24 protein-coding genes and 1 tRNA gene are annotated in these 26,633 nt (G+C 34.1%); 18 read left to right on the forward strand and 7 right to left on the reverse strand.

Annotated features, from left to right (window positions below; all coding sequences use genetic code 11):
* Window positions 1–83: 83 nt before the first annotated feature.
* Window positions 84–154, reverse strand: a tRNA-Cys gene (locus tag PBT89_RS00065).
* 54 nt (window positions 155–208) lie between these two features.
* Complete coding sequence (gene folB, locus PBT89_RS00070) at window positions 209–565, reverse strand: dihydroneopterin aldolase (protein ID WP_270062858.1); 357 nt, start codon at window positions 563–565, stop codon at window positions 209–211.
* Between the two features lie 320 nt (window positions 566–885).
* Between folB and PBT89_RS00075 the strand changes: the two genes are divergently transcribed.
* From PBT89_RS00075 to PBT89_RS00090, 4 genes are all read left to right on the forward strand, one after another.
* Window positions 886–2,565: a glutamine--tRNA ligase/YqeY domain fusion protein gene (locus PBT89_RS00075; protein ID WP_270062859.1), complete on the forward strand. Its 1,680-nt coding sequence runs from the start codon at window positions 886–888 to the stop codon at window positions 2,563–2,565.
* Window positions 2,566–2,696: 131 nt separating this feature from the next.
* Entirely contained in the window at window positions 2,697–3,071 is a 375-nt protein-coding gene (locus PBT89_RS00080) for a YtxH domain-containing protein (protein ID WP_270059748.1), read from the forward strand.
* A 9-nt stretch (window positions 3,072–3,080) separates the two neighbouring features.
* Window positions 3,081–3,437: a phage holin family protein gene (locus PBT89_RS00085; protein WP_270062860.1), complete on the forward strand. Its 357-nt coding sequence runs from the start codon at window positions 3,081–3,083 to the stop codon at window positions 3,435–3,437.
* Window positions 3,437–3,652: a DUF6327 family protein gene (locus PBT89_RS00090; RefSeq protein WP_270062861.1), complete on the forward strand. Its 216-nt coding sequence runs from the start codon at window positions 3,437–3,439 to the stop codon at window positions 3,650–3,652. The genes PBT89_RS00085 and PBT89_RS00090 overlap by 1 nt, the downstream gene beginning before the upstream one ends.
* 93 nt (window positions 3,653–3,745) lie before the next feature.
* Here the strand turns inward: PBT89_RS00090 and gltX are convergent, their stop codons facing one another.
* Complete coding sequence (gene gltX, locus PBT89_RS00095) at window positions 3,746–5,263, reverse strand: glutamate--tRNA ligase (RefSeq protein ID WP_270062862.1); 1,518 nt, start codon at window positions 5,261–5,263, stop codon at window positions 3,746–3,748.
* A 223-nt stretch (window positions 5,264–5,486) separates the two neighbouring features.
* Between gltX and PBT89_RS00100 the strand changes: the two genes are divergently transcribed.
* From PBT89_RS00100 to PBT89_RS00125, 6 genes are all read left to right on the forward strand, one after another.
* A complete protein-coding gene (locus tag PBT89_RS00100) occupies window positions 5,487–8,654 on the forward strand; it encodes a DUF4175 family protein (RefSeq protein ID WP_270062863.1) in 3,168 nt (1,055 codons plus the stop codon).
* Window positions 8,655–8,664: 10 nt separating this feature from the next.
* The gene (gene ybeY, locus PBT89_RS00105) at window positions 8,665–9,087 is read left to right on the forward strand and encodes an rRNA maturation RNase YbeY (RefSeq protein WP_270064281.1); all 423 of its coding nucleotides are present in this window, start codon (window positions 8,665–8,667) and stop codon (window positions 9,085–9,087) included.
* Between the two features lie 16 nt (window positions 9,088–9,103).
* Window positions 9,104–10,975 carry a tRNA uridine-5-carboxymethylaminomethyl(34) synthesis enzyme MnmG gene (gene mnmG / locus PBT89_RS00110; RefSeq protein ID WP_270062864.1) on the forward strand — a complete coding sequence of 624 codons (1,872 nt, stop codon included), beginning with the start codon at window positions 9,104–9,106 and terminating at the stop codon, window positions 10,973–10,975.
* Window positions 10,976–11,006: 31 nt separating this feature from the next.
* Entirely contained in the window at window positions 11,007–11,543 is a 537-nt protein-coding gene (locus PBT89_RS00115) for a hypothetical protein (protein WP_270062865.1), read from the forward strand.
* The gene (locus PBT89_RS00120; RefSeq protein WP_270062866.1) at window positions 11,544–12,365 is read left to right on the forward strand and encodes a class I SAM-dependent methyltransferase; all 822 of its coding nucleotides are present in this window, start codon (window positions 11,544–11,546) and stop codon (window positions 12,363–12,365) included. It abuts the gene before it with no gap.
* Between the two features lie 240 nt (window positions 12,366–12,605).
* A complete protein-coding gene (locus PBT89_RS00125; protein WP_270062867.1) occupies window positions 12,606–13,166 on the forward strand; it encodes an OmpH family outer membrane protein in 561 nt (186 codons plus the stop codon).
* A gap of 131 nt (window positions 13,167–13,297) precedes the next feature.
* Here the strand turns inward: PBT89_RS00125 and PBT89_RS00130 are convergent, their stop codons facing one another.
* Together PBT89_RS00130 and PBT89_RS00135 are read right to left on the reverse strand one after the other, a co-directional pair.
* Entirely contained in the window at window positions 13,298–13,702 is a 405-nt protein-coding gene (locus PBT89_RS00130) for a DoxX family protein (protein WP_270062868.1), read from the reverse strand.
* 1 nt (window position 13,703) lies between these two features.
* Window positions 13,704–14,858, reverse strand: coding sequence for a DNA polymerase III subunit (locus PBT89_RS00135; RefSeq protein WP_270059738.1), 1,155 nt, complete (start codon window positions 14,856–14,858; stop codon window positions 13,704–13,706).
* A gap of 69 nt (window positions 14,859–14,927) precedes the next feature.
* On the opposite strand from PBT89_RS00135, the gene PBT89_RS00140 reads away from it, so the two are divergent.
* The 3 genes from PBT89_RS00140 (at window position 14,928) to PBT89_RS00150 (ending at window position 18,895) form a co-directional block, all read left to right on the forward strand.
* The gene (locus PBT89_RS00140) at window positions 14,928–16,112 is read left to right on the forward strand and encodes a phosphoglycerate kinase (protein WP_270062869.1); all 1,185 of its coding nucleotides are present in this window, start codon (window positions 14,928–14,930) and stop codon (window positions 16,110–16,112) included.
* 172 nt (window positions 16,113–16,284) lie between these two features.
* Window positions 16,285–17,883 carry a lytic transglycosylase domain-containing protein gene (locus tag PBT89_RS00145; protein ID WP_270062870.1) on the forward strand — a complete coding sequence of 533 codons (1,599 nt, stop codon included), beginning with the start codon at window positions 16,285–16,287 and terminating at the stop codon, window positions 17,881–17,883.
* Between the two features lie 28 nt (window positions 17,884–17,911).
* Window positions 17,912–18,895 carry a DUF4837 family protein gene (locus PBT89_RS00150; RefSeq protein WP_270062871.1) on the forward strand — a complete coding sequence of 328 codons (984 nt, stop codon included), beginning with the start codon at window positions 17,912–17,914 and terminating at the stop codon, window positions 18,893–18,895.
* A gap of 68 nt (window positions 18,896–18,963) precedes the next feature.
* Here PBT89_RS00150 and PBT89_RS00155 read toward each other — a convergent pair whose 3' ends face one another.
* Window positions 18,964–19,176 (reverse strand): twin-arginine translocase TatA/TatE family subunit, encoded by a 213-nt coding sequence (locus PBT89_RS00155; RefSeq protein ID WP_270059734.1) that lies wholly within the window; start codon window positions 19,174–19,176, stop codon window positions 18,964–18,966.
* Window positions 19,177–19,398: 222 nt separating this feature from the next.
* Here PBT89_RS00155 and PBT89_RS00160 point away from each other — a divergent pair, with 222 nt between their 5' ends.
* The 5 genes from PBT89_RS00160 (at window position 19,399) to PBT89_RS00180 (ending at window position 25,295) form a co-directional block, all read left to right on the forward strand.
* Window positions 19,399–20,268 carry a M23 family metallopeptidase gene (locus tag PBT89_RS00160; protein ID WP_270062872.1) on the forward strand — a complete coding sequence of 290 codons (870 nt, stop codon included), beginning with the start codon at window positions 19,399–19,401 and terminating at the stop codon, window positions 20,266–20,268.
* A gap of 3 nt (window positions 20,269–20,271) precedes the next feature.
* Window positions 20,272–21,771 carry a GH3 auxin-responsive promoter family protein gene (locus PBT89_RS00165; RefSeq protein ID WP_270062873.1) on the forward strand — a complete coding sequence of 500 codons (1,500 nt, stop codon included), beginning with the start codon at window positions 20,272–20,274 and terminating at the stop codon, window positions 21,769–21,771.
* A gap of 68 nt (window positions 21,772–21,839) precedes the next feature.
* Complete coding sequence (locus PBT89_RS00170; RefSeq protein ID WP_443089618.1) at window positions 21,840–23,465, forward strand: DUF6909 family protein; 1,626 nt, start codon at window positions 21,840–21,842, stop codon at window positions 23,463–23,465.
* A gap of 61 nt (window positions 23,466–23,526) precedes the next feature.
* Window positions 23,527–24,516 (forward strand): UDP-glucuronic acid decarboxylase family protein, encoded by a 990-nt coding sequence (locus tag PBT89_RS00175; RefSeq protein WP_270059730.1) that lies wholly within the window; start codon window positions 23,527–23,529, stop codon window positions 24,514–24,516.
* Between the two features lie 5 nt (window positions 24,517–24,521).
* Window positions 24,522–25,295 carry a glycosyltransferase family 2 protein gene (locus tag PBT89_RS00180; RefSeq protein ID WP_270062875.1) on the forward strand — a complete coding sequence of 258 codons (774 nt, stop codon included), beginning with the start codon at window positions 24,522–24,524 and terminating at the stop codon, window positions 25,293–25,295.
* On the opposite strand, the gene PBT89_RS00185 is transcribed toward PBT89_RS00180, so the two are convergent.
* On the reverse strand, window positions 25,284–26,594 hold the full coding sequence (locus tag PBT89_RS00185; protein WP_270062876.1) for a phenylacetate--CoA ligase family protein: 1,311 nt from the start codon (window positions 26,592–26,594) through the stop codon (window positions 25,284–25,286). The genes PBT89_RS00180 and PBT89_RS00185 overlap by 12 nt on opposite strands.
* Window positions 26,595–26,633 lie beyond the last annotated feature (39 nt).

Here is a 26,633-nt window from a genome sequence, read left to right on the forward strand (position 1 = left end):
TGAAGCTATAATTTCAACAATTCAGCTCTAAAAATAAGAATATAAAAAAAGGCTTTCCAAATGTGGAAAGCCTTTTCTTTTAGAGGCATCGAGCGGATTCGAACCGCTGTACATGGTTTTGCAGACCACTGCCTAGCCACTCGGCCACGATGCCCTTTTTAATTGCGAATGCAAATGTAATAAAAATTTTAAGTTCTAGACTAAAAATCTATCTGGTTTTACTTCTAGATACACTAACCATTGCAACATTGCCACCAATAGGCGGATTGATTTTAGAAACCCAAACCTTAACCTTTTGTACCATAAGGATTTCTTGGAGCACACGATTGTTTATACGTTCAGCTACGGTTTCTAAAAGTTTAGAACGTATAGCCATCTCTTCTTTTACAATCTTGTTTAAATGAACATAATCAATAGTGTCGGCTAATTCATCAGATTTTGCTGAATTAGTAAGATCGCCTTTCACTTTTAAATCTACGCGGTAATCACTTCCAATCTTACCTTCTTCATCAAGACAGCCATGATAAGCGAAAACTTTGATATTTTTTAATTTTATGCTTCCCACAATAAAGTTTTATGCAAAGATAGTGGGTGTTTTAGTGATATAAAATATTTGAGACTGAATACTTCGGCTAAGAATTCATTTCTAATTAATATACCCTATGCCATGCGCTAATTTTTGATAACTTTGCATACTATTTTATCGGTATTCAGGATGAAACAAAAACTAGTCAGCAATTGTAATTTTATGCTTTTAAGGACTAGTTTATAGATTCGCTGGATATGTTGAAAACGTTCATTTCATCTTCAATTTAGATGAAATTTTATAGATTTTGAAATAAATATTAACTCAGTTCCCCAATTTAGGGATCGTTGATTTTACATATGGCTGAAGAAAAAAGATCACTCAATTTTATTGAGCAAATTATAGAAGAAGATTTAAAGGCAGATTATAAAAAACAGAATTTAAAATTCCGTTTTCCACCAGAACCTAATGGATATTTGCATATTGGTCATGCTTCCTCTATTTGTTTAAATTTTGGATTAGGAGAAACCTATGATGCTCCGGTTAATCTTAGGTTTGATGATACAAATCCTATCAAAGAAGAGCGGGAATTTGTAGAATCTATTAAGAAAGATGTGTCCTGGTTAGGATACCAATGGGCCAAAGAATGTTATGCTTCAGATTATTTTCAGCAATTATACGACTGGGCAGTAGTAATGATTAAAAATGGCGATGCTTATGTAGATAGCCAAACTTCTGAAGCGATTGCAGAACAAAAAGGTACACCAACGCAACCAGGAACAGAAAGCCCATATAGAAGTAGAAGTATTGAAGAAAACTTGGATCTTTTCGAACAAATGAAAAACGGAGAGACCACTGAAGGTGCGCATGTATTACGAGCAAAAATAGATATGGAAAGCGCAAATATGTTAATGCGTGATCCTATAATGTATCGTTGTGTACATAAGCCACATCACCGTACAGAAAGTGAATGGAAGATTTATCCTATGTACGATTGGGCGCATGGAGAAAGTGATTTTATCGAGCAGGTTTCACATTCGTTTTGTACGCTAGAATTTTTACCACATAGAGAATTATATAACTGGTTTGTAGAAAAGGTAAGTAAGCCTGGAGAATTTATACCAAAACAACGTGAATTTGCACGTCGAAACCTTAGTCATACTGTTGTAAGTAAAAGAAAGCTTGCACAATTAGTAGAAAAAGGAATTGTACAGTCTTGGGACGATCCTAGAATGCCTACAATATCTGGATTAAGAAGAAGAGGTTTTACACCAGAATCTATTAAGAATTTTGCTGAATCTATTGGGGTAGGTAAGCGTGAGAATATGATAGATGTTGCCCACTTAGAATTTTGTGCGAGAGAAGACCTTAATAAAAAAGCACCAAGGGTAATGGGCGTTTTAGATCCGGTAAAACTGGTAATTACAAATTATCCTGAAGGTGAAGAAGAATGGCTGGAAGCCGAAAATAATCCTGAGGATGAAGCTGCAGGAACAAGAAAGGTTCCTTTTAGTCGTGAATTATATATTGAAAGAGAAGATTTTAAAGAAAGCGCAAATAGAAAATTCTTTAGACTAACTCTAGGAAAAGAAGTTCGTCTTAAAAACGCCTATATCATCAAAGGAGAAGATGTAGTTAAGGATGAAGAAGGTAATATTTTAGAAATTCATTGTACATACGATCCTAAAAGTAAAAGTGGTAGTGGAACCGAAGAATCTTTAAGAAAAGTAAAAGGAACCCTTCATTGGGTATCAATAAAACATGCATTAAAAGCTGAGGTTCGTTTATACGATCGCTTATTTACAGAAGAAGCACCAGATGGTGTAAAAGATAGAGACTTTTTAGAATTTGTAAATCCAGATTCTTTAAATGTAATTACCGGCTATGTAGAACCAAGTCTGCAATCTTCTGTAGAATTAGATAAATTTCAGTTTCAAAGAATTGGTTATTTCTGTATCGATAAAGACAGTACTAAGGATCAATTGGTTTTTAACCGTACGGTAACTTTAAGAGATAGTTGGGCTAAAAAGCAAAAGTAATTCTTCTTTAAGTTATTGTTTAAGAATATTTTAGTACAGCTTAAATACATATTAACCGGTTATTAACAAGAGGTAATTGGTTGATACTGTATATTTGATAGAAACTAATAATCAAATAACTTAATTTTATTATGGCAAATACAGGAAATACATTTTTAGCATTAGTAACCGGAGCAGCTATAGGAGCAGGTATCGGATTATTGTATGCTCCCGATAAAGGTGAAAAGACCAGAAATAAGCTTAGAAAGGATGCTCTAGATGCTCAAGGTCGTTTTAACCAAAAATATAACGAAACTACTTCTAATCTAACAGAAAAGGCGAAAAAGGCTAAATTGGATTTTGAAGAGAGATTGGAAGAAACGCTATCTAACGCTAGCCACAAAGCCGACGATATCTTATCTGCAATGGAATCAAAACTAGAAGAACTAAGAAAACAAAACGCTAAACTGCAAAAAGAAGTAAAGAAAGAAGAAGCTGAGACAAAAGCTAATAAAGCAGTCGTATAATAATTATCTATGGCGTTTGAAAAACTAAGTAATAGTATTGACGAACTTAATGATAATGTAAAAGCATTTACGCATAGTAATGCTGAATATTATAAACTCTTAATATTTAAGCAAACTTCAAGAACGGCTATTAGTTTAGTAAAATTTTTGATCGTTGCTTTTTCTCTAAGTACGGCCTTAGCTTTTGTATCTTTAGGAATAGCATTTGCAATTAGTGCTGCTCTAGAAGAGCCTTCTTCAGGTTTCTTTATAGTTGGCGGATTTTATCTTATTCTCATAGTACTTTTTGTGATTTTTGGTAAAAAGCCATTAACAAAATTTATGCTGAAAAAGTTTTCACGCGAAATATTTAATGAAGAGAACTAATGAGAGAGTATACCAATTTTGAAGATATTGATAGAGATTTGAAGATTTTAAAGCTTCAAACTAAAATTGATACCGAAGAAATCAAACTTACTATCGAAGAAGTAAAAGATTCTTTATCACCATTAAATGTTCTTGGTAATGCTGCAGGTGCACTGTTTCAAAAAGCACTTGTTTTAAAGGCCGTAGGTAAGATTTTAGGTGTTAAACGAATGTAACTTCATCTTTTAAGAGAAGATAGCTTAAAACATATAAAAAAGGCTTCCAGTTTTTGGAAGCCTTTTATTTTTTCGAATTATTTTATTAGAATACTAGCCAAGCGTTTCTGTTGCTTGCTTAATTCTGTTAATCGTTTCTTCTTTTCCTATAGCTTCAGAAATTTCAAAAAGATCTACACCCTGTAAAGAGCCAACTAGAGCGATTCGGTAAGGTTGCATTACTTTTCCGAATCCAATTTCTTTAGATTTAATCCAGTTTTTTACATTTTCAGAAATTATTTCAGCTTTAAAATCTTCCGTAGCTTCTAAAACTGTTATAAGTTCATTCATTAAATCATTAGTTCCTTCTTTCCATGCTTTTTTAGTATTTTTTGGATCGTAAGAAGTAGGGGAGGCAAAGAAGTAAAATCCTTGTTCCCAAATATCTTCAATAAAAACAGCACGCTCTTTAACCAAAGCTACTACATGTTGCGTGTATTCTTTAGAAACTTTAATTTCTTTCTTTTCTAAGTGTTTAGAAAATTCTTCAGCAATATGGCCATTATCGGCTTCCTGCAAGTAATGTTGTTGAAACCACTTTGTTTTTTCAGGATCAAATTTAGCACCGCCTTTATGTACTCGTTTAAGATCGAATGCTTCAACAAGTTCTTCTAAAGTAAAGAATTCTTGCTCTGTTCCTGGATTCCATCCTAGGAACGCAAGCATATTGGTTACCGCTTCAGCAAAATATCCATCTTCGCGGTATCCTGCTGAAATTTCTTCGCTTTTTGGATCTTTCCATTCTAAAGGAAAAACTGGGAAGCCTAATTTATCACCATCGCGTTTACTTAACTTACCTTTACCCTGTGGTTTTAATATTAGTGGTAAATGTGCAAATTTAGGTGCGTCCCAACCAAAAGCGCGATATAACATATAGTGTAGCGCTAAAGATGGCAACCATTCTTCTCCTCTTATTACATGTGAGATTTTCATTAAATGATCATCTACAATATTTGCTAAATGATAGGTGGGCATTCCGTCGCTTTTATACAAAACTTTATCATCAAGAATGTTGGTATCGATCTCCATATTTCCTCTAATTTCATCAGAAATTTTAAGAATTTCGTCTTGTGGAGATTTAAAACGAACTACATAATGTTCGCCATTTTCGATTCTTTTTTTCACTTCCTCTTCAGGTAATGCGATAGAATTTTCTAGTTTTTCACGATTGTGCCAGTTGTAGATAAATGTTTTTCCTTCAGCCTCGTGAGACTTTCTATGCCTATCAAGTTCTTCTGCACTGTCGAAAGCGTAATATGCATTTCCGCTTTCAATTAACTTATCTGCATAAGCTTTGTAAAGACTTTTACGTTCGCTTTGGCGGTATGGACCGCAATCTTTTTCTTTAACCGGTCCTTCATCGTAAGGAATGTTACACCAGTTTAAAGAATCAATAATATATTGTTCTGCTCCTTCTACATATCGATTCTGGTCGGTATCTTCGATCCTAAGAATAAAATCACCGCCGTGTTTTTTAGCGAATAAGTAGTTATATAATGCTGTTCTTACCCCACCAATATGTAGTGGACCCGTAGGGCTGGGTGCAAATCTTACGCGTACCTTAGAAGACATAAATGCTTATTTTTATGGCAAAGATACAACCTAAATTATGCAATCCTAAAATAACTGACTTATGGATTTCTAGGATTTTTTTCAAAAAATGAACATCCTTAATTTATCTTTTATATTGTTTACTTTTATAGAACTTAATTCCTATATAAAAAAACTGAGGTTTATAGCATCGCTATAATTTTAGATATACTGAAATACTCGTGTAAAGATTAAGAAAGAAATTATGGCCGAGTTTGAAGCGATAAAAATTCAATTAAGAGCTTTTATTAAAAAATATCAATTAAATCTATTGATAAAGGGAAGTGCGTTATTTCTTTTTATCGGTATTTTTTATCTTCTTATTTTGTTAGTTTTTGAGAACTATCTATGGTTCGATTCCTCGGTTCGATTTGCGTTATTTATTTCGGTTATTTTAGTTGAGATAAGCTTGTTGATTGTCTTTATCGGTTTTCCTTTAATTAAGTATTTGAATCTTAATGGAGCAATTTCAGATAAGGAAGCGGCTAGAATGATTGGAAATTACTTTCCGGAAATTGATGACAAATTGCTGAATCTTATCGAACTGAAATCCCAGAATAATTCTGTATTTCTTGATGCTGCTATTCGTCAAAAATCTTTTGATCTAAAATTCTATAATTTTTCTAAGGCTGTTAGTTTAACGAAATATCGCAATTATGTGCTCATAGCTTGTATTCCGATTTTATTAATTATATCACTTATTATTAGCGGAAGAGGTGAGTGGATGTTTAATTCTCTTAATCGCCTAAATAATTATAATAAGGTGTATGAAAAACCAGCACCGTTTAGCTTTATGCTGAATAATGAGCTGAAGATTATAGAAGGAGAAGACTTTTTGCTTGAAGTAAATACTGTTGGAAAAGAAATTCCACATCAATTAAAAATCGAATTAGGAGATGCACAGTATTTTATGAAGCAAGTGGAGCCTGGGAGGTTCACCTATTTATTTAAGAATATTACTGAAAATCAAGAATTTAGACTATTTGCTGATAATATAAGTTCTAGAACTTATAATTTAGAAGTTATCTCGGTTCCAAAACTTATCAATTTCAGCGTAAATTTAGAATTTCCAGAGTATTTAAATCGCCAAACTGATTCAGTTCAGGGTGATGGTAACCTTACTATCCCTGAAGGAACGGTGGTAAATTGGAAATTTCAACACAAAAATACTACAACAGTCAATTTTCAGACTAGCGATTCTACCTATAATGTTGATAGCTTTTTTCAGAAAAAGATGATAGAAGATTTAAATTATACAATTTCTACTAGCAATAAGAATATCGAAAACTATCAGCCTTTATCGTTTCAGCTAAATGTAGTTAAAGATAAATCACCAAAAATAGAGGTGGAAGAAAAAATAGATTCATTAAAAACAGATGCCAAATTTTATGGCGGTAGAATTAGCGATGATTATGGCTTATCCAAATTGGTTTTACGCTATCGTAAAATAGGAGACGATAAATTCTTAAGCAAATCTATAGATTTTGAGGGTAAAACTATTAGTCAGTTTTATGCTTCATTTCCGGGAGAAGTTAAGACTGAAGAAGGTGAAAATTATGAATATTTTTTTCAGGTTTTTGATAATGATGGGGTAAATGGTGCGAAGTCGGCTTCAACGGAATATTTTACTTTCTACAATAAAACTTCAGAAGAAATTCTGGATAAAAATCTAAAAGATCAGGAAAAAAGTATCGATAACCTTTCCGAAGAATTTGAGAAATTTAAGGAAGAAGATGATTTAGAAAAGCTGCTGAATGATCAATTGGAGAATAAAGAATTTGATTATGAGCAGAGACAAAAATTAGAATCTTTTATAAAAAACCAGGAAAGAGAAAATGCCTTGATGGAAAAGTTTTCTGAAGATATCAAAAAGAAATTATCGAATACGGAAAAGGATAATAGTGAAAGTAAAGATCTAGAGAAACGTCTTGAAAGTGGTGAAAAGAAGCTTGAAGATAACAAGAAACTTTTGGATGAACTAAAAGAATATTCAGATAAAATAAGCAATGAGAATTTGCAGCGAAAGCTGGAAGAACTATCCAAAAATAAAAAATCGTCAAAACGTAGTTTGGAACAATTGGTGGAATTAACAAAACAATTTTACGTAGAGCAAAAATTTAATCAATTAGCTGGCAAATTGGATAGGCTAGGGGAGGAGCAAAAAAATCTGGATAGTCTGGGTAAATCTCAAGATGAAATTAATTCCGAATTCAATCAATTGAGAAAGGAATTAAATGATCTCGATCAGAAAAACAAAGAGCTAAAACGTCCAAAATCGCTTGGGAGAGATCTTAAATCTGAAGATGAAATAAAAGATGATTTAGAGAAATTAAAGAAAGATGCTGATGGGGATTCAAACAATTCAAATTCTCAAGAGCAAAAGAAGGCAGGAGAAAAAATGAAGAAACTGGCAGCAGAAATGAAGCAGAGTTCGGCTGGCATGGAGATGCAAACATTAAAGGCCGACATTGAAAGTCTTAGAAAAGTATTGGATAATCTCGTAATATTCTCTTTTGAACAAGAAAAGTTGATGGAGAACTTTGGCGCGATAGATTCTAAAAGTCCCGAATTTTCTAATAGATTGAAAGAACAGTACCAACTAAAAGAGAACTTTGAACATGTTGATGATAGTTTATTTTCTTTAGCTTTAAAGAATCAATTTATAGCCGAAAAGGTATTTAAGTTTTTAGAGGATGTTTCTTTTAATCTAGATCAATCTCTCGAGGTATTGGCAGAAGTTCGGTTGCCAAAAGCATTGTCTTCGCAGCAATATACGATTACCGGAGCGAATGATTTGGCCGTTTTGCTCAATGAGATTTTGGATAATATGAATGATCAGATGAGCGCTAGTTCACAGTCCGGGGATTCTCCGTCTGGAGAGCAATTACAAGATATCATTCAGCAGCAAAAACAACTGGGTGAAGAAATTAAAGAACAAATGAAAGGCGAAAGATCTGAACCTCAAGGCAAGGAAGAAAATCAAGCGAAGCTATTTGAGATTTATAAACGCCAAGAAGAGATAAAGCGAAATCTTGAAGAAATTCTAAAACAAAACGGAATGAATATGGATGATCTAAATTCAGATTTCGAAGGTCTAGAAAATGACATTTTAGAGGATAATATTAATGATAATTCATTGGATGTTTTAGATCAATTAAATCAGAAAATGCTCGATTTAAATAATTCATTAAACGAGAAAGGGGAGAGGGAAGAAAGGGAAAGTAAAACCAATTCTTTGCAATTTGAAAATGAGTCTAATAGTAAAGAACTGGATGCTAAAGAATATTTTAATAGCATTGAGATATTAGATAGACAAATCTTACCTTTGCGCCAAAATTTAAAGAACAGGGTTAACACTTATTTCAATGATTAATCAGGAAGGCATTATTAATTTTTATTCTGAAAATGATTTTAGTTTAGGCGAGGAGGAAATTTATAAATCTTGGCTTTGTCGTGTAATTTCTTCTGAAGAAAAACGACTAGGTGAAATAAGTTACATCTTTTGTGATGATGAGTATCTTTTGGATATCAATCAGCGTTTTTTAAACCACGATACATATACCGATATAATAAGTTTTGATGATTCGCTAGGTAATCTTTTAAATGGGGATATCTATATAAGCACAGAACGCGTTCTGGAAAATGCGAAAGAATATAATGAAGATTTTGCTACAGAGTTGAAAAGAGTATTAGTACATGGTGTTTTGCATTATTGCGGCTATAAAGATAAAACTGAAGAGGATGCTGCCTTAATGCGTGAAAAAGAAATAGAAAAAATAGAATTGTTCCACGTGGAACAATCTTAATATAGAATAGGTTTTTATGTTCAATAAGGAGTATGATGTAATTGTTGTAGGAGCTGGGCATGCAGGTAGTGAAGCTGCGGCTGCAGCAGCGAATATGGGTAGTAGTACCTTATTAATTACAATGAATTTGCAAAATATCGCGCAAATGAGTTGTAATCCAGCTATGGGCGGAATCGCGAAAGGACAGATCGTTCGAGAAATTGATGCGATGGGTGGTTATAGTGGTTTGGTAAGTGATACCAGCGCTATCCAATTTAAAATGCTTAATAAATCTAAAGGACCTGCGATGTGGAGTCCGCGTGTGCAAAGTGATCGCATGCGTTTTGCAGAAGATTGGAGATTGAGGTTGGAGCAAACACCTAATCTTGATTTTTATCAGGAAATGGTTCATGGTCTAATTATCGAGAATGGTAAAATTAAAGGTGTACGTACTTCTTTAGGAATCGAAATAAAAGCGAAATCTGTAGTTTGTACCAACGGAACTTTTTTAAATGGATTAATCCATATTGGCGATAAACAACGTGGTGGAGGTAGAGCAGGAGAAGCTGCTGCAACCGGAATTACTAAAGATCTAATCGATGCCGGTTTTGAAGCCGGAAGAATGAAAACAGGAACACCACCAAGAGTGGATGGTCGTTCCTTGGATTATTCCAAAATGATCGAGCAACCCGGTGATGACATACCGGGTAAATTTTCTTATTCAGATGAAACAAAACCATTAGCAAAACAACGCTCTTGTTATATGACTTATACTTCAAATGAAGTGCATGATATTCTTCGTTCAGGTTTTGATCGTTCTCCTATGTTTAATGGAAGAATTAAAAGTTTAGGGCCACGTTATTGCCCTTCCATAGAAGATAAGATTAATCGATTTGCTGATAAAGATCGTCATCAACTTTTTGTAGAACCTGAAGGTTGGAATACGGTTGAAGTTTATGTGAATGGATTTTCAACTTCGTTGCCAGAAGATGTACAATTTAATGCATTACGATCTGTAGCCGGTTTTGAAAATGTAAAATTTTTTAGACCGGGTTATGCAATAGAATATGATTACTTTCCGCCAACACAATTGCAACATACATTAGAAACAAAGTTGGTTGAAGGTTTATACTTTGCAGGTCAAATAAACGGGACAACCGGTTACGAAGAAGCAGCTTGCCAGGGAATGATGGCAGGAATAAATGCGGCGTTAAAAGTTCAGGAAAAAGATCCTTTTATTTTGCAAAGAAACGAAGCTTATATTGGGGTGCTAATCGATGATCTAATTACAAAAGGAACAGAAGAGCCTTATAGAATGTTCACATCTCGTGCAGAATATAGAACCTTATTAAGACAAGATAATGCAGATTTTAGATTAACCGAGCGCTCTTATAATTTAGGTTTAGCTTCTGAAGATCGTATGCGGAAAATGGAAGAGAAGAAAGAGAAATCCTTAGATTTTGTTTCTTTTCTAAAAGATACGAGTGTTGTTCCGGAAGATGCGAATCCTGTTTTGGCCGATTATAATTCTTCTCCTATGAAACAGTCTGATAAAATATTTAAAATATTTTCCAGACCTAAAATAGCCATGGAAGACGTTCGAAAGTTTCCCGGAGTAGAAGAATATATTCAGGAAAATGAACTGGATACCGAAATGTTGGAACAAACGGAAATTCAGGTAAAATATTCAGGATATATCGAAAAGGAAAAAAACAATGCTGATAAGCTTAATCGTTTAGAAGATGTAAAAATTCCTAAGAATTTCGATTACTCAAAGATTAAGTCGATGTCTTACGAAGCCCGTGAAAAACTGAATAAAGTACAACCTGCAAACGTTTCTCAGGCATCAAGAATAAGTGGTGTTAGTCCTAATGATGTGTCGGTTCTATTAGTTTATATGGGTCGATAATATAATTCGTTCCACGTGGAACATTTAGGCAATGAAACAAAAAATTGTAATCTTAGCAGGAATTTTTTTGATGTTAAGCTGTCGCGTGACCACGCATTCAGTTCCAGATATTGAAGGTTCCAGAATTGTAGCGGATAAACAAGGTTCAAATAATTATTTGTTTCAGACAAAACTCCAGCGACCAGTAGTAGAAACCTGGTTTAAACGTTACCTGAATTTAGATCGCGAAGATGATTTAATACAAGCTGAAGTAATTCTTTTTCCTGAATTGGAAAAAGAATTTTTTATTACGGTTCAGGTAAAGGATGATCGGGAAGTTTATACCGATATTCCAATTGCCGAAACTTTCTTTAATAATATTCTAGGACACGATAATGAATCTGATGTTGATGAGGAAGATGATAACACCGGTCCAATTAAATTCTTTGTAAATATTCAGGTAAGTGATGTTGATGGTGTCGATCATATTTCAACTTCATCATTATATTCTAGTCGGGTAAGAAGTTATCTGGAAAAATTAGAATATGAATTTTTTGAATATCAAAAAAACTTTAAAGCATTACCTTAAGTGAAGCAACCAGATTTTTATTGTAAAGATTATTTAGTTAGTGGAGAAGAATATCATTTAGAAAAGTGGAAACATTATGATATTTTAAAAACTTCTCCGGTTCCAGAAAATTTATCTACTTATTACCAGAGCGAAGATTATATTTCGCATACCGATGCTTCAAAATCTTTTACCGATAAATTGTACAATATGGTAAAATCTTATATGCTCCAGAAAAAAGTTGGATGGATCATAAAACAAAAAAAAGAGGGAAAGCTTTTGGATATTGGTGCAGGTACTGGAGATTTTTTAAATGCGGCCTCGCGATATTTTGAAGTTGATGGAGTAGAGCCGAATGCTATTGCAATAAAAAATGCAGCTTTAAAGAATCTAGAACTTAAGAACGATTTAGTAGAAATTTCAGATCAGTACGATATTATTACTATGTGGCATGTTTTAGAACATGTACCAAATTTGGAACATCAGTTTAAAGAATTTAATCGTTTGCTGAAAGATGATGGAATTCTAGTTATAGCCGTTCCTAATTTTAAAAGTAAAGATGCTGAAATTTATAAAAAGTTTTGGGCTGCCTATGATGTGCCAAGACATCTTTGGCATTTTTCTAAATCTGGAATTCAAAAATTATTTTTCGAGAATGGATACGATCTTATTCATTCCAACGGATTAATCTTTGATTCATTTTATGTAAGCCTACTTTCAGAAAAACACAAGACTGGGAAGCAAAATTTAATTTCGGCATTTTTCAATGGTTTAAAATCGAATTTAAGCGCAGCATCTACTGGAGAATATAGCTCTATGGTTTATTTCTTTAAAAAGTATTAAATTTTCAATTTTGAGCCGTTTTAAGCCTATTTAATGTGTTGTAATATGTAAACGGGTTAAGGAAATAAAAACGCAGCTTAGATAGCTTTAAAATGAATTATTTTTGATAAAAAATATTGATATTATCTCTAATAGCTATAAATTTATCTAATTTACTGATTTCCTGTTAAAAAAGTATAAAATTCCGCTTAGGTTTACGTCTTTACTTTTTTACATTTGCTTCACTTAAAATTTTAGAAGATGAAAAAAATAATCGCCATAGGTGCAGTCGCAATTTCTTTAATTTCTTGTAATCAGGAAAAAACTGCCTATGTAGATACTACTCGTGTAATTCAGGATTACAAAGAAATGAAAGATGTAGAATCTAAATTCGAGGCAAGAAGAGATTCATTAACTCAATTAATCACCGGGCCACAACAACAATTTCAAAAAGAAGTTCAAGAATATCAGCAAGGGATGAGCTCGATGTCTGCTTCACAAAGACAAGCTAAAGAACAAGAGCTTCAACAAAAAGGACAACAGTTACAGCAACAACAACAAATGATCGGTCAGCAGCTTAGAACTGATAGCGATTCGGCTATCGAGGAAGTTGTAGACAAGGTTAAAGATTTTGTTGCTGATTACGGAAAAGAGAATGGTTATACGTATATTTTCGGAAGTAATGAATCTGCAAATATCATGTACGCTAAAGAAGGTTTAGATATTACAGATGAAGTTTTAGAAGAATTAAACAAAACTTACGGTGGAGGTTCTACAGAAACTTCAGCAGAAGAAAAAACAGATTCTATTTCCGCAGAATAAATTATTCAGTTTATAAATTCTAAAGCCCGATTTTTCCAATCGGGCTTTTTTTATACTCGATAATCAAGGTTTAAAATCTTGCTATTTTTACACATTCTTAGAATTGTTGATGCCTGAGTAAGTTTTAAAGGTTATTGTAGCCCTAACAAGAAAAATCCAATAACCACGAGGATAAAATAAATGGTGATTCCTGCTGAACTTGGGTAATCTTTCGCAACACGTTGCCCAAATAGGAGCATCATTAAGCTTACTCCACAACTTATAAGCGCAAATCGACTGAAATTGAAGCTACTGAAGCTAAAAAAGTAGTTTGAAATTGATAATAATAGTAAAATAACGGCTAGAAGCTCTACAATCACCAATATTGGTAACAGGAAACTAATTTTACCAGCAAGAAATGTCTTTTTGAAGTGGGATTGCATAAATGCTTTTGTACCCGAATAATCATTAATCTTTTCAAAAAAGGACATAAAAAAAGTGATGAGTAAAAACACCAATATGGATAGCAATGCTATTTCAAAATCGATATTCCTCATTTTAAGCAGATTTTATGTGTAAAAACCGAGTTAGCCTAATAGAGAGATCGGTTAAAATTATTTTTGCATTTCCGTTTCTCTCGATATGATAAATAGCATCTTCCAGTGCTTTTGTTATCGGCAAAATATTATTGCCATGAACAAAAGGAGCAAATTTTTGAAGCTGAAATCCTTTGGTTTTTGGTGAAAGAAAAACAAGATTTTCAGCCTTATAATTCATCATTAACGCTTGTCTAAAAAAGTCGAGGCAATACAACAAAAAGCTCTTTTGTTTTTCGCGTCCCATCCCGGCAATTTCTTCGCTCCAGCTAATTAATTCTAAAACTGTAGCTTTATTTCCCTTTGCTTTAAAGGCGGTGCGTACCCAATTAATAAACCATTGTTCATATTGGTCGTCTGCTGTATCATTTTGTAAAAGGTGTAAAGCTTTGGTAAAACTGCCGTTAGATTGATGTGCTATTAATGCAGCCTCCTGAGGATCCATGTCATTTAAATCAATCAATTTTTCAGCAATATCAGCTTCTGCAAGAGGAGGGAAGTTAAGCGTTTGACATCTGGATTTTATGGTCTGTATAATTTGCTCCTCATCTTCAGCAATCAAAATAAAAATGGTCTTATTTGGCGGTTCTTCAATTAGTTTTAGCAATTTATTTGCAGCTGCAATATTCATGCGATCGGCTCTCCAGATAATCATCACTTTTAATCCACCCTCGTAGGCCTTTAATGATAAAGATTTAACGATGTCCTGCGCTTCATCTACACCAATTTGTCCCTGCTTGTTTTCAATACCAATATGTTCGTACCAATCGGTTAAACTTCCGTAGGGATTATTTTTTATAAAGCTTCGCCAGTCTTCCATAAAATTTGCAGAAACTGGATGGCTTTTTATAGTTTGATTGGTAGCCACCGGAAATGCAAAATGGAGATCGGGATGCGAAACATTATTAAATTTCATGTTGCAGGAAGCATTGCCGTTATCATTTTCCCCATTAGTGTTTTTACAAAGCAAATATTGGGCATAAGCAATAGCCATAGGTAAGGTTCCGCTTCCGCTACTTCCTACAAATAATTGCGCGTGTGCTATACGGCTGTTATCGGCCGTAGTAGTAAGGTGATTTTTTATATGTGGTAATCCAACGATTTCTGAAAAAAGCATGAGCAAATATAAAATTTATATGCGCTTTTATATCTTCGGAAAAAATTATATTTGTAATAAACCAAAATTATGAAAACAATAGACGATTTTAATTTTAAAGATAAACAGGCTTTAATTCGTGTGGATTTTAATGTGCCACTAAATGACGATCTAAAAGTTACAGATACCAATCGTATAGAAGCTGCCAAACCTACTATTCTAAAAATATTAGAAGATGGTGGTAGCGTTGTATTGATGTCTCACTTGGGTCGTCCTAATGGTAAAGAATCTAAATTTTCTTTAAAAAATATCGTAAGTAAAGTTTCTGAAATTATTGGCGTAGAACCAAAATTTGTAGAAGATTGTGTAGGTGCTGAAGTAAAAAAAGCAGCCGACGATTTAGAATCTGGGGAAATACTTTTGCTTGAAAATTTACGTTTCCATGATGAAGAAAAAGCAGGAGACGAAGAATTTGCTAAGCAATTATCAGAACTTGGGGACATCTATGTAAACGATGCTTTTGGTACGGCACATAGAGCGCACGCTTCTACCACAATTGTGGCTAAGTTTTTTGAAGATAAATGCTTTGGATATTTATTAGCTAAGGAAATTAAAAGTTTAGATAAAGTATTAAATAGTAAAGAGAAGCCGGTTACTGCAGTTTTAGGTGGTGCGAAAGTGTCTTCTAAGATTACTGTTATCGAAAATATTTTAGATGCCGTAGACCATTTAATTATTGGTGGTGGTATGACGTACACTTTTATCAAAGCGCAGGGCGGTAACATTGGTAATTCCCTTGTAGAAGACGATAAGCAGGAATTAGCTTTGGATATATTGAAGAAAGCAAAAGAAAAAGGAGTGCAGGTTCACCTTCCTGTAGATTCTATAATTGCAGATAGTTTTTCAGAACAAGCGAGCACGCAGGTAGAAGCTGTAGATAACATTCCTGATGGTTGGATGGGACTAGACGTAGGTCCAGAAACATTAAAGCATTTTGCAAATGTTATTGCTGAATCTAAGATTATCCTTTGGAATGGACCATTAGGAGTTTTCGAAATGGAAACCTTTGCAAACGGAACTATCGAATTAGGAAAAGCTATTGCTGAAGCGACCAAAAATGGGGCTTTTTCTCTTGTGGGAGGTGGAGACTCTGTTGCAGCGGTTAAGCAATTTGGTTTTGATGATAAAGTAAGCTATGTTTCAACCGGTGGTGGTGCAATGCTAGAGATGCTAGAAGGTAAATCTTTGCCGGGTATCGAAGCAATTAGTAAATAATAAAACCCTTAAATATTTTAAATCTCGATTATCGAGAAATAAGGAATACTTTTTGATCATATATTATTTAATTAAAGAACCTCGAAAATCAGTTTCGAGGTTCTTACTTAGAAGTGATGGTTAAAAAAATTAAATAAATAATTCCTAAATCAGGTAAACAGGTTCTAATTATATGAAGAAGCAAGTATGTTTATTGCTTGGGTTGTTTGCAGTATTTGCTGTAAATGCTCAACAAAAAGAAAGATCTAAAAAGCAGGTCGAAAAAGCCAACTTTAGAGTTCAGATTTTTCAAAAAGTAGATAGTACAGAAATTATACTTGCCGATCCAGATCCTGAATTTCAGCAAAAATTACCTATTTCTGCAATCATTAGAGACTCTTCTAAAGTTTCCTTATCAGATTTACCAAAAGCCGCTAAAATTGATTCTGTTTGGCGTGTAGAGCTCACCAGTTCAGATCTTTTTGAAACCATGCAAAAATCAATTGCAGAACAGGATTATGAGCAAGTAGTTTATGATGATTTACCAACCGATACTTTAAAAGCTCGTTTGGCTCATTTAAATGCCAGAACACCATTTAATATAGAATATAATCCAAGTCTGGAAAGCGTTATAAAAATGTATTTAAAGCGCAATAAACAGGCTATGGAACGCTTAATGGCACTTAGTGATTATTACTTCCCATTGTTTGAGCAGGAATTGGATAAGTACGATATTCCGCTTGAAATTAAATATCTGGCTATAGTAGAATCTGCTTTAAATCCTAGAGCAAAATCTAGAGTAGGTGCTACCGGATTATGGCAGTTTATGTTTACCACAGGTAAAATGCATGATTTAAACGTAAGCTCTTATGTAGATGAAAGGATGGATCCTTTAAAAGCTACAGAGGCTGCAGCACAATATTTATCTAGACTCTACAAAGTTTTTGGAGATTGGGATTTGGTGTTGGCTTCTTATAATTCTGGTCCCGGTAATGTTTCTAAAGCGATTAGAAGAAGTGGTGGATCTACAAATTATTGGGAAATTAGAAGGTATTTACCTAGAGAAACTGCGGGTTATGTTCCTGCGTTTTTAGCAACACTATATATTTTTGAGTATGCTGAAGAGCATAATTTTCAACCAAAAAGACCTGAAATTCCATACTTTCAGACAGATACTATTCGGGTTAAAGAAATGTTGACGTTCGATCATATTTCCAAAGTTAGTGGTGTCGATAAAGAATTATTACAGTTTTTAAACCCAAGTTATAAGCTGGACATTATTCCTTTTGTTGAAGATAAAAATTATGTGGTTCGCTTACCTAGAACAAAAACAGGAGCTTTTGTAAATAATGAAGCTGCAATTTATAAGTACGCTGAACAGGATATTGCTAATAACGAAAAGAGCTTACCAAAATACGTAGAAACCGAAGATCGAATAAGATACCGAGTTCGTAGTGGTGATTATTTGGGAAGAATAGCAGAAAAACACGGAGTAGGAGTGAGTAGCATTAAACGCTGGAATAATTTAAGAGGAAATAATATTAGAGTGGGCCAATACCTAACGATATACCCAAGAAAACCTGTTACACAAACCGCTAGTGCTTCGGCAACTAAAAGCTCTAAGAGTACAGGGAAAAAGGATACGAAAGTTTATATAGTACAGCAGGGAGACTCGTTATGGAGTATTTCTAAAAAGTTTCCTGGCGTTACGGTACAGAATTTGAGGACATGGAATGATATGAGCAGTACACGCCTTAAACCAGGTATGAAAATTAAGGTGTCTAAGGGCTAAAAACCAAACTTAAATTCAATCCAGTAAAATGAAAAAACTAGTATTCCTCGCATTATCATTCCTTACGATTCTATCCTGTAAAGACAAATCTGAAGAGCCAGAACAACGCATACTGGCAGATTCTTCTGGAAACATCAATCAGTTAACTGTAGTTATGGATAATGGCTTATGGGAAGGCCAGGTTGGTGATGCTGTAAGAGATTACCTAGCAGCCCCCGTAGAAGGTTTACCGCAAGAAGAGCCATTATTCAATTTAAGCCAAATTCCTTCAGAAACCTTTTCTGGTTTTGTTCGTCGTAGCAGAATTTTTCTTAAAGTAGAGAAAGGCGCCGATAGCCTAGCGATCTTGAAGGATGAATACGCTACTCCTCAAACGGGAATTATAATCAGCGGGCAAAGTCAGCAACAAATAATTGATAGAATTAAAGCATCTTCAGATAGTATTATTGATGTTTTAAAAGCTACAGAAATTAAAGAAAAACAACGAAGAATAGGGAAGTCTATAGAATCTGATGAAGATTTAGAAGAGACTTTTGGCGTTTCTTTAAAATTCCCAACAGCCTACAGATATGCAGCTAAAGATGACGATTTTATTTGGATAAGAAAAGAAATTCCTAAAGGGCTAATGGAAATTTTAGTATACGAAGTTCCGTTAAGTACCATCGATAATGACTCTAGCGTAATCGCTAATATTGTAAAAATGCGTGATAGTATAGGTGAAAAATATATTCCAGGTCCTGTTGAGGGAAGTTATATGATTACCGAGGAAGCTTATGCACCTTATTTATTTGAAACTAAAATCGATGGCCACTTTGCTTACGAAACTCGTGGTACTTGGGAGGTTAACAACGCTTTTATGGCGGGACCTTTTGTAAACTACGCGATTAAGGATGAAAAAAATAATCGCTATGTTATAGCTGAAGGATTTGTCTTTAGACCTGCCAGCAGCAAAAGAGATCATGTTTTTGAATTGGATGCTATCCTGAAATCGCTACGATTTCAAAATCAATAAAATGAAGAAGGATATAAAAAAAGCCCGTTTGATTAAGAACGGGCTTTTTTTGTTAAATATTTTTAAGACTACTTAGTGTCTTCCACTTTTTTAGCATCTGAAGTAGAGCTTGTTGTCGTTTCTTCATCATCCTTAGAGGCGTCCTTAAACTCTTTAATTCCACTTCCTAATCCTCTCATCAATTCAGGAATTTTTCGACCTCCAAAAATCAGTAAAACCACGATTACGATTAACACAATCTGTGGGGCTCCTATAGCTAATGGTAAAATAAATGCATTCATAACTCAGTATTTATATTACAAACTTAACAAGAATAAACTAATATTAACGTTAATATCTGTGTAAAATACTTAGGCTTTGTCAAATCAATAACTTTAAAAACCATTTTTTTAATATTGAACTATAAAAATTGCATGAAAAGTTAAGCTTTGCATATTTTAAAATAAATACGAAACTATTAGGAAGCATAAATTTTCCAGTATCTTTGTTTAAGGTTTTTATGTATGTCGAAAAAGAAAAAAAATAGGAAAAAGTTCACTAAAAAGCTTCTTCATAAATACCGAATGGTAATTTTAAATGAAGATACTTTTGAGGAACGATATTCGTTAAAATTAACGCGATTAAATATTTTCGTTTTCGTAACGACGAGTGCGATTTTATTAGTGGCAGCAACTACGTTTATTATAGCCTTTACACCGCTAAGAGAATATATTCCGGGCTATTCTTCGCCAAAATTAAAAGAGCAGGCAGCCCATTTAGCTTATAGAACAGATTCTTTACAAAATGTTTTGAAATTAAATAATCAGTTTTTAGGATCTATTAAAGGAGTATTATCCGGCGATTTGCAATCTTCAAACCTTAATAAAGACTCGATTATAAAATTCTCTCAAGATAATCCAGAAGTTGAGGTTATCCCGCCATCAAGAGCCGATAGCTTGCTTAGGGAAGAAGTAGCCTTAGAGGATAAATACAATATTTTACCGGGAGCAACAGATGATATAGATTTTTCGCTATTTCCTCCTGTTAAAGGTAATATATCTGAAGGCTATAATGCCGAAGATAAACATTATGCCGTAGATGTGGTAGTAGCCAGAAATTCACCTATAAAATCTGTCGCCGAAGGTAGAGTAATATTTTCTGAATGGACTACAGAGACGGGTTATGTAATTATTATAAAACATGATTATGGTCTAATTTCGGTCTATAAACACAATGCGTCTTTAACCAAAGAACAAGGAGATTTTGTGAAAGCCGGAGAAGTAGTTGCCACCGCCGGATCTACCGGAGAATATACCACAGGGCCTCATTTACATTTTGAGTTATGGAATGAAGGAAATCCTGTAAACCCAACCGATTATATTGATTTTGAATAGCTTATGTCGTTAAAATCTTTTGCCGCAAAAATATTCGCTAAAACTGTAAAAAAGAAAATAGATGTTTGGTCTTCTAATCCTATTGAGACTCAGCAGAAAATTTTCCAGGAACTTATATCAAAATCGAAAAATACTGAATTTGGTAAAGATCATCATTTTGAGAATATAAAAACTCATAAAGATTTTGTCCAAAATGTGCCGGTAAGAGATTATGAAGCTTTGCGGTTTTATGTTGATAAGATGGTAGATGGTCAAGAAGATATTTTGTGGCCGGGAAAGCCGTTGTATTATGCTAAAACATCTGGGACAACCAGCGGTGCCAAATATATCCCTATAACTAAAGAAAGTATGCCTACGCATATCGAAGCGGCGAGAAATGCAATTCTCTGTTATATTGCTGAAACCGGAAATTCGAAGTTTGTAGACGGTAAAATGATTTTTCTACAGGGAAGCCCAGAGCTTACCGAGAAAAACGGAGTAAAATTAGGGAGATTATCGGGTATTGTTGCGCATTACGTACCGGGTTATCTTCAGAAAAACAGAATGCCAAGTTGGGAGACCAATTGTATCGAAGATTGGGAAACTAAAGTTGATGCCATTGTCGAGGAAACTCGCAATCTAAATATGACCGTGATTAGCGGAATCCCAAGCTGGGTGCAGATGTATTTTGAAAAGCTTCGACAAAAAACCGGTAAAAAAGTAGGTGATATTTTTAAGAATTTTGACTTATTTATTTATGGTGGAGTAAACTACGAACCTTATCGGTCGAAATTCGAAAATTTAATAGGCAGAAAAGTTGATAGTATAGAATTATATCCCGCTTCGGAAGGGTTTTTTGCCTTTCAGGATAGTCAGAAAGCCAAGGGAATGTTACTTCAGCTTAATAGCGGAATTTTTTACGAGTTTATTAAAGCTGAAGCATTCTTTGATGAAAATCCAGAAAGGCTTACTATTGGTGAAGTAGAATTGGGAATAAATTATGTAATGATCATTAGTAGTACCGCCGGTTTATGGGCTTATAATGTTGGTGATACGGTTCAGTTTACCAGCTTGAAGCCTTATCGATTAATGGTTTCGGGAAGAATTAAACATTATATTTCTGCATTCGGGGAGCACGTAATTGCAAAAGAAGTAGAAGAAGCAATGCAGGTAGCTTCAGATAATACAGGAGCTAGAATTAACGAATTTACTGTTGCACCACAAGTAAATCCTTCAGCAGGAGAATTGCCTTATCACGAGTGGTTTATCGAGTTTGAAAAAGAACCTGAAGATTTTACAAAATTTCGGGATACATTAGATCAATCACTTCAGCAGCAAAATTCCTATTATTTCGATTTAATTGAAGGGAATATTCTGCAGCCAGTAAAAGTCACCAAAATCCCGAAAAATGGCTTTCAAGAATATATGAAATCTATAGGCAAATTAGGCGGACAAAACAAGTTACCAAGGCTTTCTAACGATCGTAAGATTGCTGAGGTTTTAGAAAAGATAATTAAGAAATAAAAAAATTATAGAATTTGAAATTGGAAGGTAGAACAAGAGCACAGGAAAGTACTAACGCTATTGAGCGTATGTACATTACTATGAGACATTTATTTAATCGTGGTTTTTATAAACCTATGGGTGTTTCTGGAGAGACATTGCGAGAAGGTTTATTAGCATTGCGCCCCGAGATTTATGGTTCTGTTGCTGAAGATAAAGCTGAATTAAACGGATTGTTATATGTATTAGAACGTCTACCTTTAGGTATAGAACAATGTCGTTATATTAACCTTACCAGTGATGAGGGGTATGGAGATTCTCATTTTCAGCCAATAGTACCACCCAAACGTCGAAGAAATTGCTACCGTATCGACGAGGAGCAAATGAATATTGAAATAACCAGAGGACGATCTGAAATTTATGATATCCTAACGCACCTAACTTTCTTATTCATCGAATCTCATAAAATTATGAGACGAGTAGTTATCGATGAGGACGGGAGTGTAACCCGGGATTGGAAAAAACTTGAAGCTGTTGTGCTTTCTAAAGAAGAAATTGATAAATCTGAACGTGAAATTGCGCTTACCCACGCGGCAAATATTTTAGGTAGAACGTTTTACGAAGTTTCCACAATTTATCCTAAGTTTTCTACCCGAGAGAATCCAGAGCAGTTTTTGCATATTATTTACTGGATGGGCAAACTAGCGATCGAGGAAACGGTAAACAATGATAAGAGAATCATTACTTTTAGCCCGATTCTTAGAGAACGTTTAGGACATCATATTCATGGTGAAGTTTGGGCAGATAAGATTAAGAAAAGTTTGGTAGATAGCGATTTGGTGCAACGTCCAATCCATATTATAAGTGCGAACATGCATAGTGTTATGAATACGCTTTATGCTCCTTTAGCGCTTAAAAATGAAATCAAGAAAAAAGATATTCTTCAGGTTTACGAAATGCTAAGTGATTCTTCTAATGGGCAGGTACGTCAAAAAGTAATGAAGATGGCACTATCAGCCGGTATGAGGTTTTTAGAAGATGAAAGCGGTACTAATATCGATGTTCAGATATTCGATACAGCTATGCTTGAAGAAGGCTTTAGAAACGAAAACTTCAAAAGCTTAAAAGAAGAAGAGAAGCCTGTAATTATAGTTATGGATTATGCGTTTGGTGAGCAGGCTTATGAAACGATGGACGAGCTTTTAAAGCCTTATATTCTTGATGGAGAAGAAATAAAGATGAATGTGAGATCGGTTTCCATTATGGGAAAAGCCGGCATTTTAGAAGGTGGTAAAGGAGATATTATGATTCCTTCGGCACATATTTTTGAAGGTACAGCAGATAACTATCCTTTTAAAAATGAGCTTAAAAAAGATGATCTTGAGGGCCACGGAATAAAAGTTGTAGATGGTAGCATGATTACCGTTTTAGGTACGTCACTTCAAAATAGAGATATTCTTAAGTTTTTCCATGATTCAACCTGGAATGTAAGCGGATTAGAAATGGAAGGCGTACATTATCAAAAAGCAATTCAGGCTGCAAGTAAGCTTAGAAAAAGTATCGCAGAAGATGTACAGGTTCGTTATGCTTATTATGCTTCAGATAATCCTTTAGAAACTGGTAGCACTTTAGCATCTGGAGGTTTAGGAACTACAGGAGTTAAACCAACCTATTTAATTACTGAAAAGATTTTAGAGCAAATTTTTAATTCTTAGAGCGCTTCTGCTTAACTTGAGGTTGAAAATAATTAGATTAAAATCGATTAATAAAAAATAAATGGGCAAAACTGTATTAATTACAGGAGCAGCAGGATTCTTGGGATCACATCTATGCGATAGATTTATTAAAGAAGGTTATCGTGTTTTAGGAATGGATAATTTGATAACTGGTGATATTCGAAATATCGAGCATCTTTTTAAGAACGAGAATTTCGAGTTTTATAATCATGATGTTACTAAATTTATCCATGTACCGGGCAAACTAGATTATATTTTACATTTTGCATCTCCTGCCAGCCCCATTGATTATCTAAAAATTCCTATTCAAACTTTAAAGGTTGGTTCTTTAGGAACACATCATTGTTTAGGTTTAGCCAAAGAGAAAGGCGCTAGAATTTTAATTGCTTCAACTTCAGAAATTTATGGTGATCCTTTGGTGCATCCGCAATCTGAAGATTATTACGGAAATGTAAATACTATAGGACCAAGAGGAGTTTATGATGAAGCAAAACGTTTTCAGGAATCATTAACGATGGCTTATCACAGATTCCACGGAATAGAAACAAGAATAGTTCGGATATTTAATACGTATGGCCCGCGAATGCGATTAAATGATGGTCGCGTTATTCCTGCGTTTATTGGGCAATCCTTAAGAGGAGAAAACTTAACTGTTTTTGGCGATGGTACCCAAACAAGATCCTTTTGCTATGTAGACGATCAAATTGAAGGAATATACAGACTTTTACTAAGTGATTACAGTCAGCCAGTAAATATTGGTAATCCAGATGAATTAACCATTAATGATTTTGCTGAAGAGATTATAAAGCTCACCGGCACAGATCAAAAAATAGTTTATAAGAAACTTCCTAAGGACGATCCAATGCAAAGACAGCCAGATATTACACGGGCAAAGGATATTCTTGGCTGGCAGCCTGCAGTGAGTAGGGAAGAGGGAATGCGCATCACTTATAATTACTTCAAAAATCTATCTAAAGAAGATCTATTAAAGAAAGAACATAAGGATTTTAGTAAGCATAATCGAAAATAGATAAAATGCAGCGTCCTCTTGTTTCGATAATTATGCCTGCATATAATTCTAATAATTATATCGCTTCATCTATTGCTTCCGTAATAAGTCAGGATTACCAAAATTGGGAACTCATTATTGTCGACGATTTTTCTAAAGACGAAACTTTTAAAATAATTTCAGCTTTTTCAGAAAAAGATAAGCGAATTAAAGTTTTCAGAAATAAATCAAATAGGGGCGCAGGTTTTTCTCGTAACAAGGCGTTAAAAGAAGCAAATGGGGAGTTTATTGCATTTCTAGACGCAGATGATCTTTGGAAGAAAGAAAAGCTCTCTAAACAGCTCAATTTCTGCTTAGAGAATAAAGTAAACATTGTTTATAGCAGTTATGAAAAAATAGACGAGCAGGGTAAATTATTAAAGCAAAAAATTGAATCCTTACCATTTGTAAATTATCAAAAACTGATGCGAAGCAATTACATTGGTAATCTTACCGGAATGTATAATGCTGCAAAAATAGGAAAAATATATCTGCCCGAAATTAGAAAGCGTCAGGATTGGGCTATGTGGCTTGCGGTTGTTGAAAAAGGAGGAACAGCCCACGGAATAGAGGATTCTTTAGCTTTCTACAGAATTAGAAAAGGATCGGTTTCTGAAAACAAATTTGCAATGCTCTCTTACAATTTTAAAATTTACAACCAAGTTTTAGGTTTTGGTAAACTGAAAAGCTTGTATTGGATGTTTGTTTTTTTGGGCGAGCATTTTTTGGTGAAGTCTAAGCAAACCGTATCATTCGACTAAAGAGGTAAATTGCTTTAATTTACCATTTTTGTTTCTGTTCAAAACTAGTTTCCGCTTAAAATTTACTTTCAGATTTTTGCCAACATATTTTTCTACCGCATCGGCTATTTTAGAAATTTCTTCCTTCTTAAAATCAGTTTCTCTAACATATTCAATCTCAAAAGTATCCAAATTTGTTTGTGTAATTACAAACTCTTTCGTGCTACCGGCATCGTCAATAATCGTTTTGGTAACGTAATAAAATGTGAGACCTGGTACTACTTTGCCATCAGCTAGTTTAGCCACATCACTTGTTCTTCCAATTAGTGATTTTAAGATTGGTTGTTTTGCCGTGCTTTTTTCATCTAAAATTCCAACGTCCCCTATAGCGTATCTAATTATAGGATGTGCTCTATTGTAAAGCGATGTAATTATTACTTTTCCCTCTTGTCCAACAGGCAAAGTTTTATTGTTTTGGTCTACAATTTCAATATAAAGATCTTTAGAATTTAGACACCATTCCCTTTTTTGGTTTTCGAAAGCAATAAGTCCAACCTCACTTGCGCCGTATTCATTAATAACCGGAACGCCAATGGCTTTTTCAATAATTTCTTTGTCTTTATCAAACAATCGCTCAGAAGTTACGATGCATAATTTTAAACTTGGGCAAATATTCTTAAGTACGATTTCTTTTTTCTGTAGAAATTTAGCGAATAATAAGATTGCACTCGTATATCCATTAATATAATTAAAATTGCTCTTTTTAAAACGGTTAAGAAAACTTTGCAATTTTGCATCGCTAAGGTCAAAAATGGTAAAGCGACGCCTTAAACTTATTCTATCTTTTATGCGCTCTTGCAGATTACCATAAAAATCTAACGGGATACCATAAAACCTTGCTTGTAGCGATTTGTTCAAATCAATCCCGTGCCAGTTATAATGATCGTTAAAACCTTCCCAAGCCATAGCATGGCATAACCTGTCTTTCGCAAAAATAAAAGGATGGCCGCTACTACCAGAAGTTTTTCCTATATATGTGTTTTTTAAATTAAATCCTTTGCTAAGTCTGTTGTTAAGAGGTATTTGAAGATCCTTCTTCGTCATTACCGGAATATTCTCCCAATTTTCTATAGACCGTTCTCCGATAAAATCTTTATAGAAATTATTGTTTCTAAGATGAAATTCAACAATTTCACGCTTTTTCTTTTCTACAAAGTTTTGATAGTCTTCTTCAGGAATTTTTTGAATATCATCAAGTATCTTGCGCGCCCGATTAACAGGGAATTTATTGAATTGAAGCGAAAGTTTAAACCAGTCCAAAACTTATCAGTGTTTTTTTCTTTGATTTTATTGGCGCTT

Source organism: Zunongwangia sp. HRR-M8 (assembly GCF_027594405.1).
GTDB lineage: Bacteria > Bacteroidota > Bacteroidia > Flavobacteriales > Flavobacteriaceae > Zunongwangia.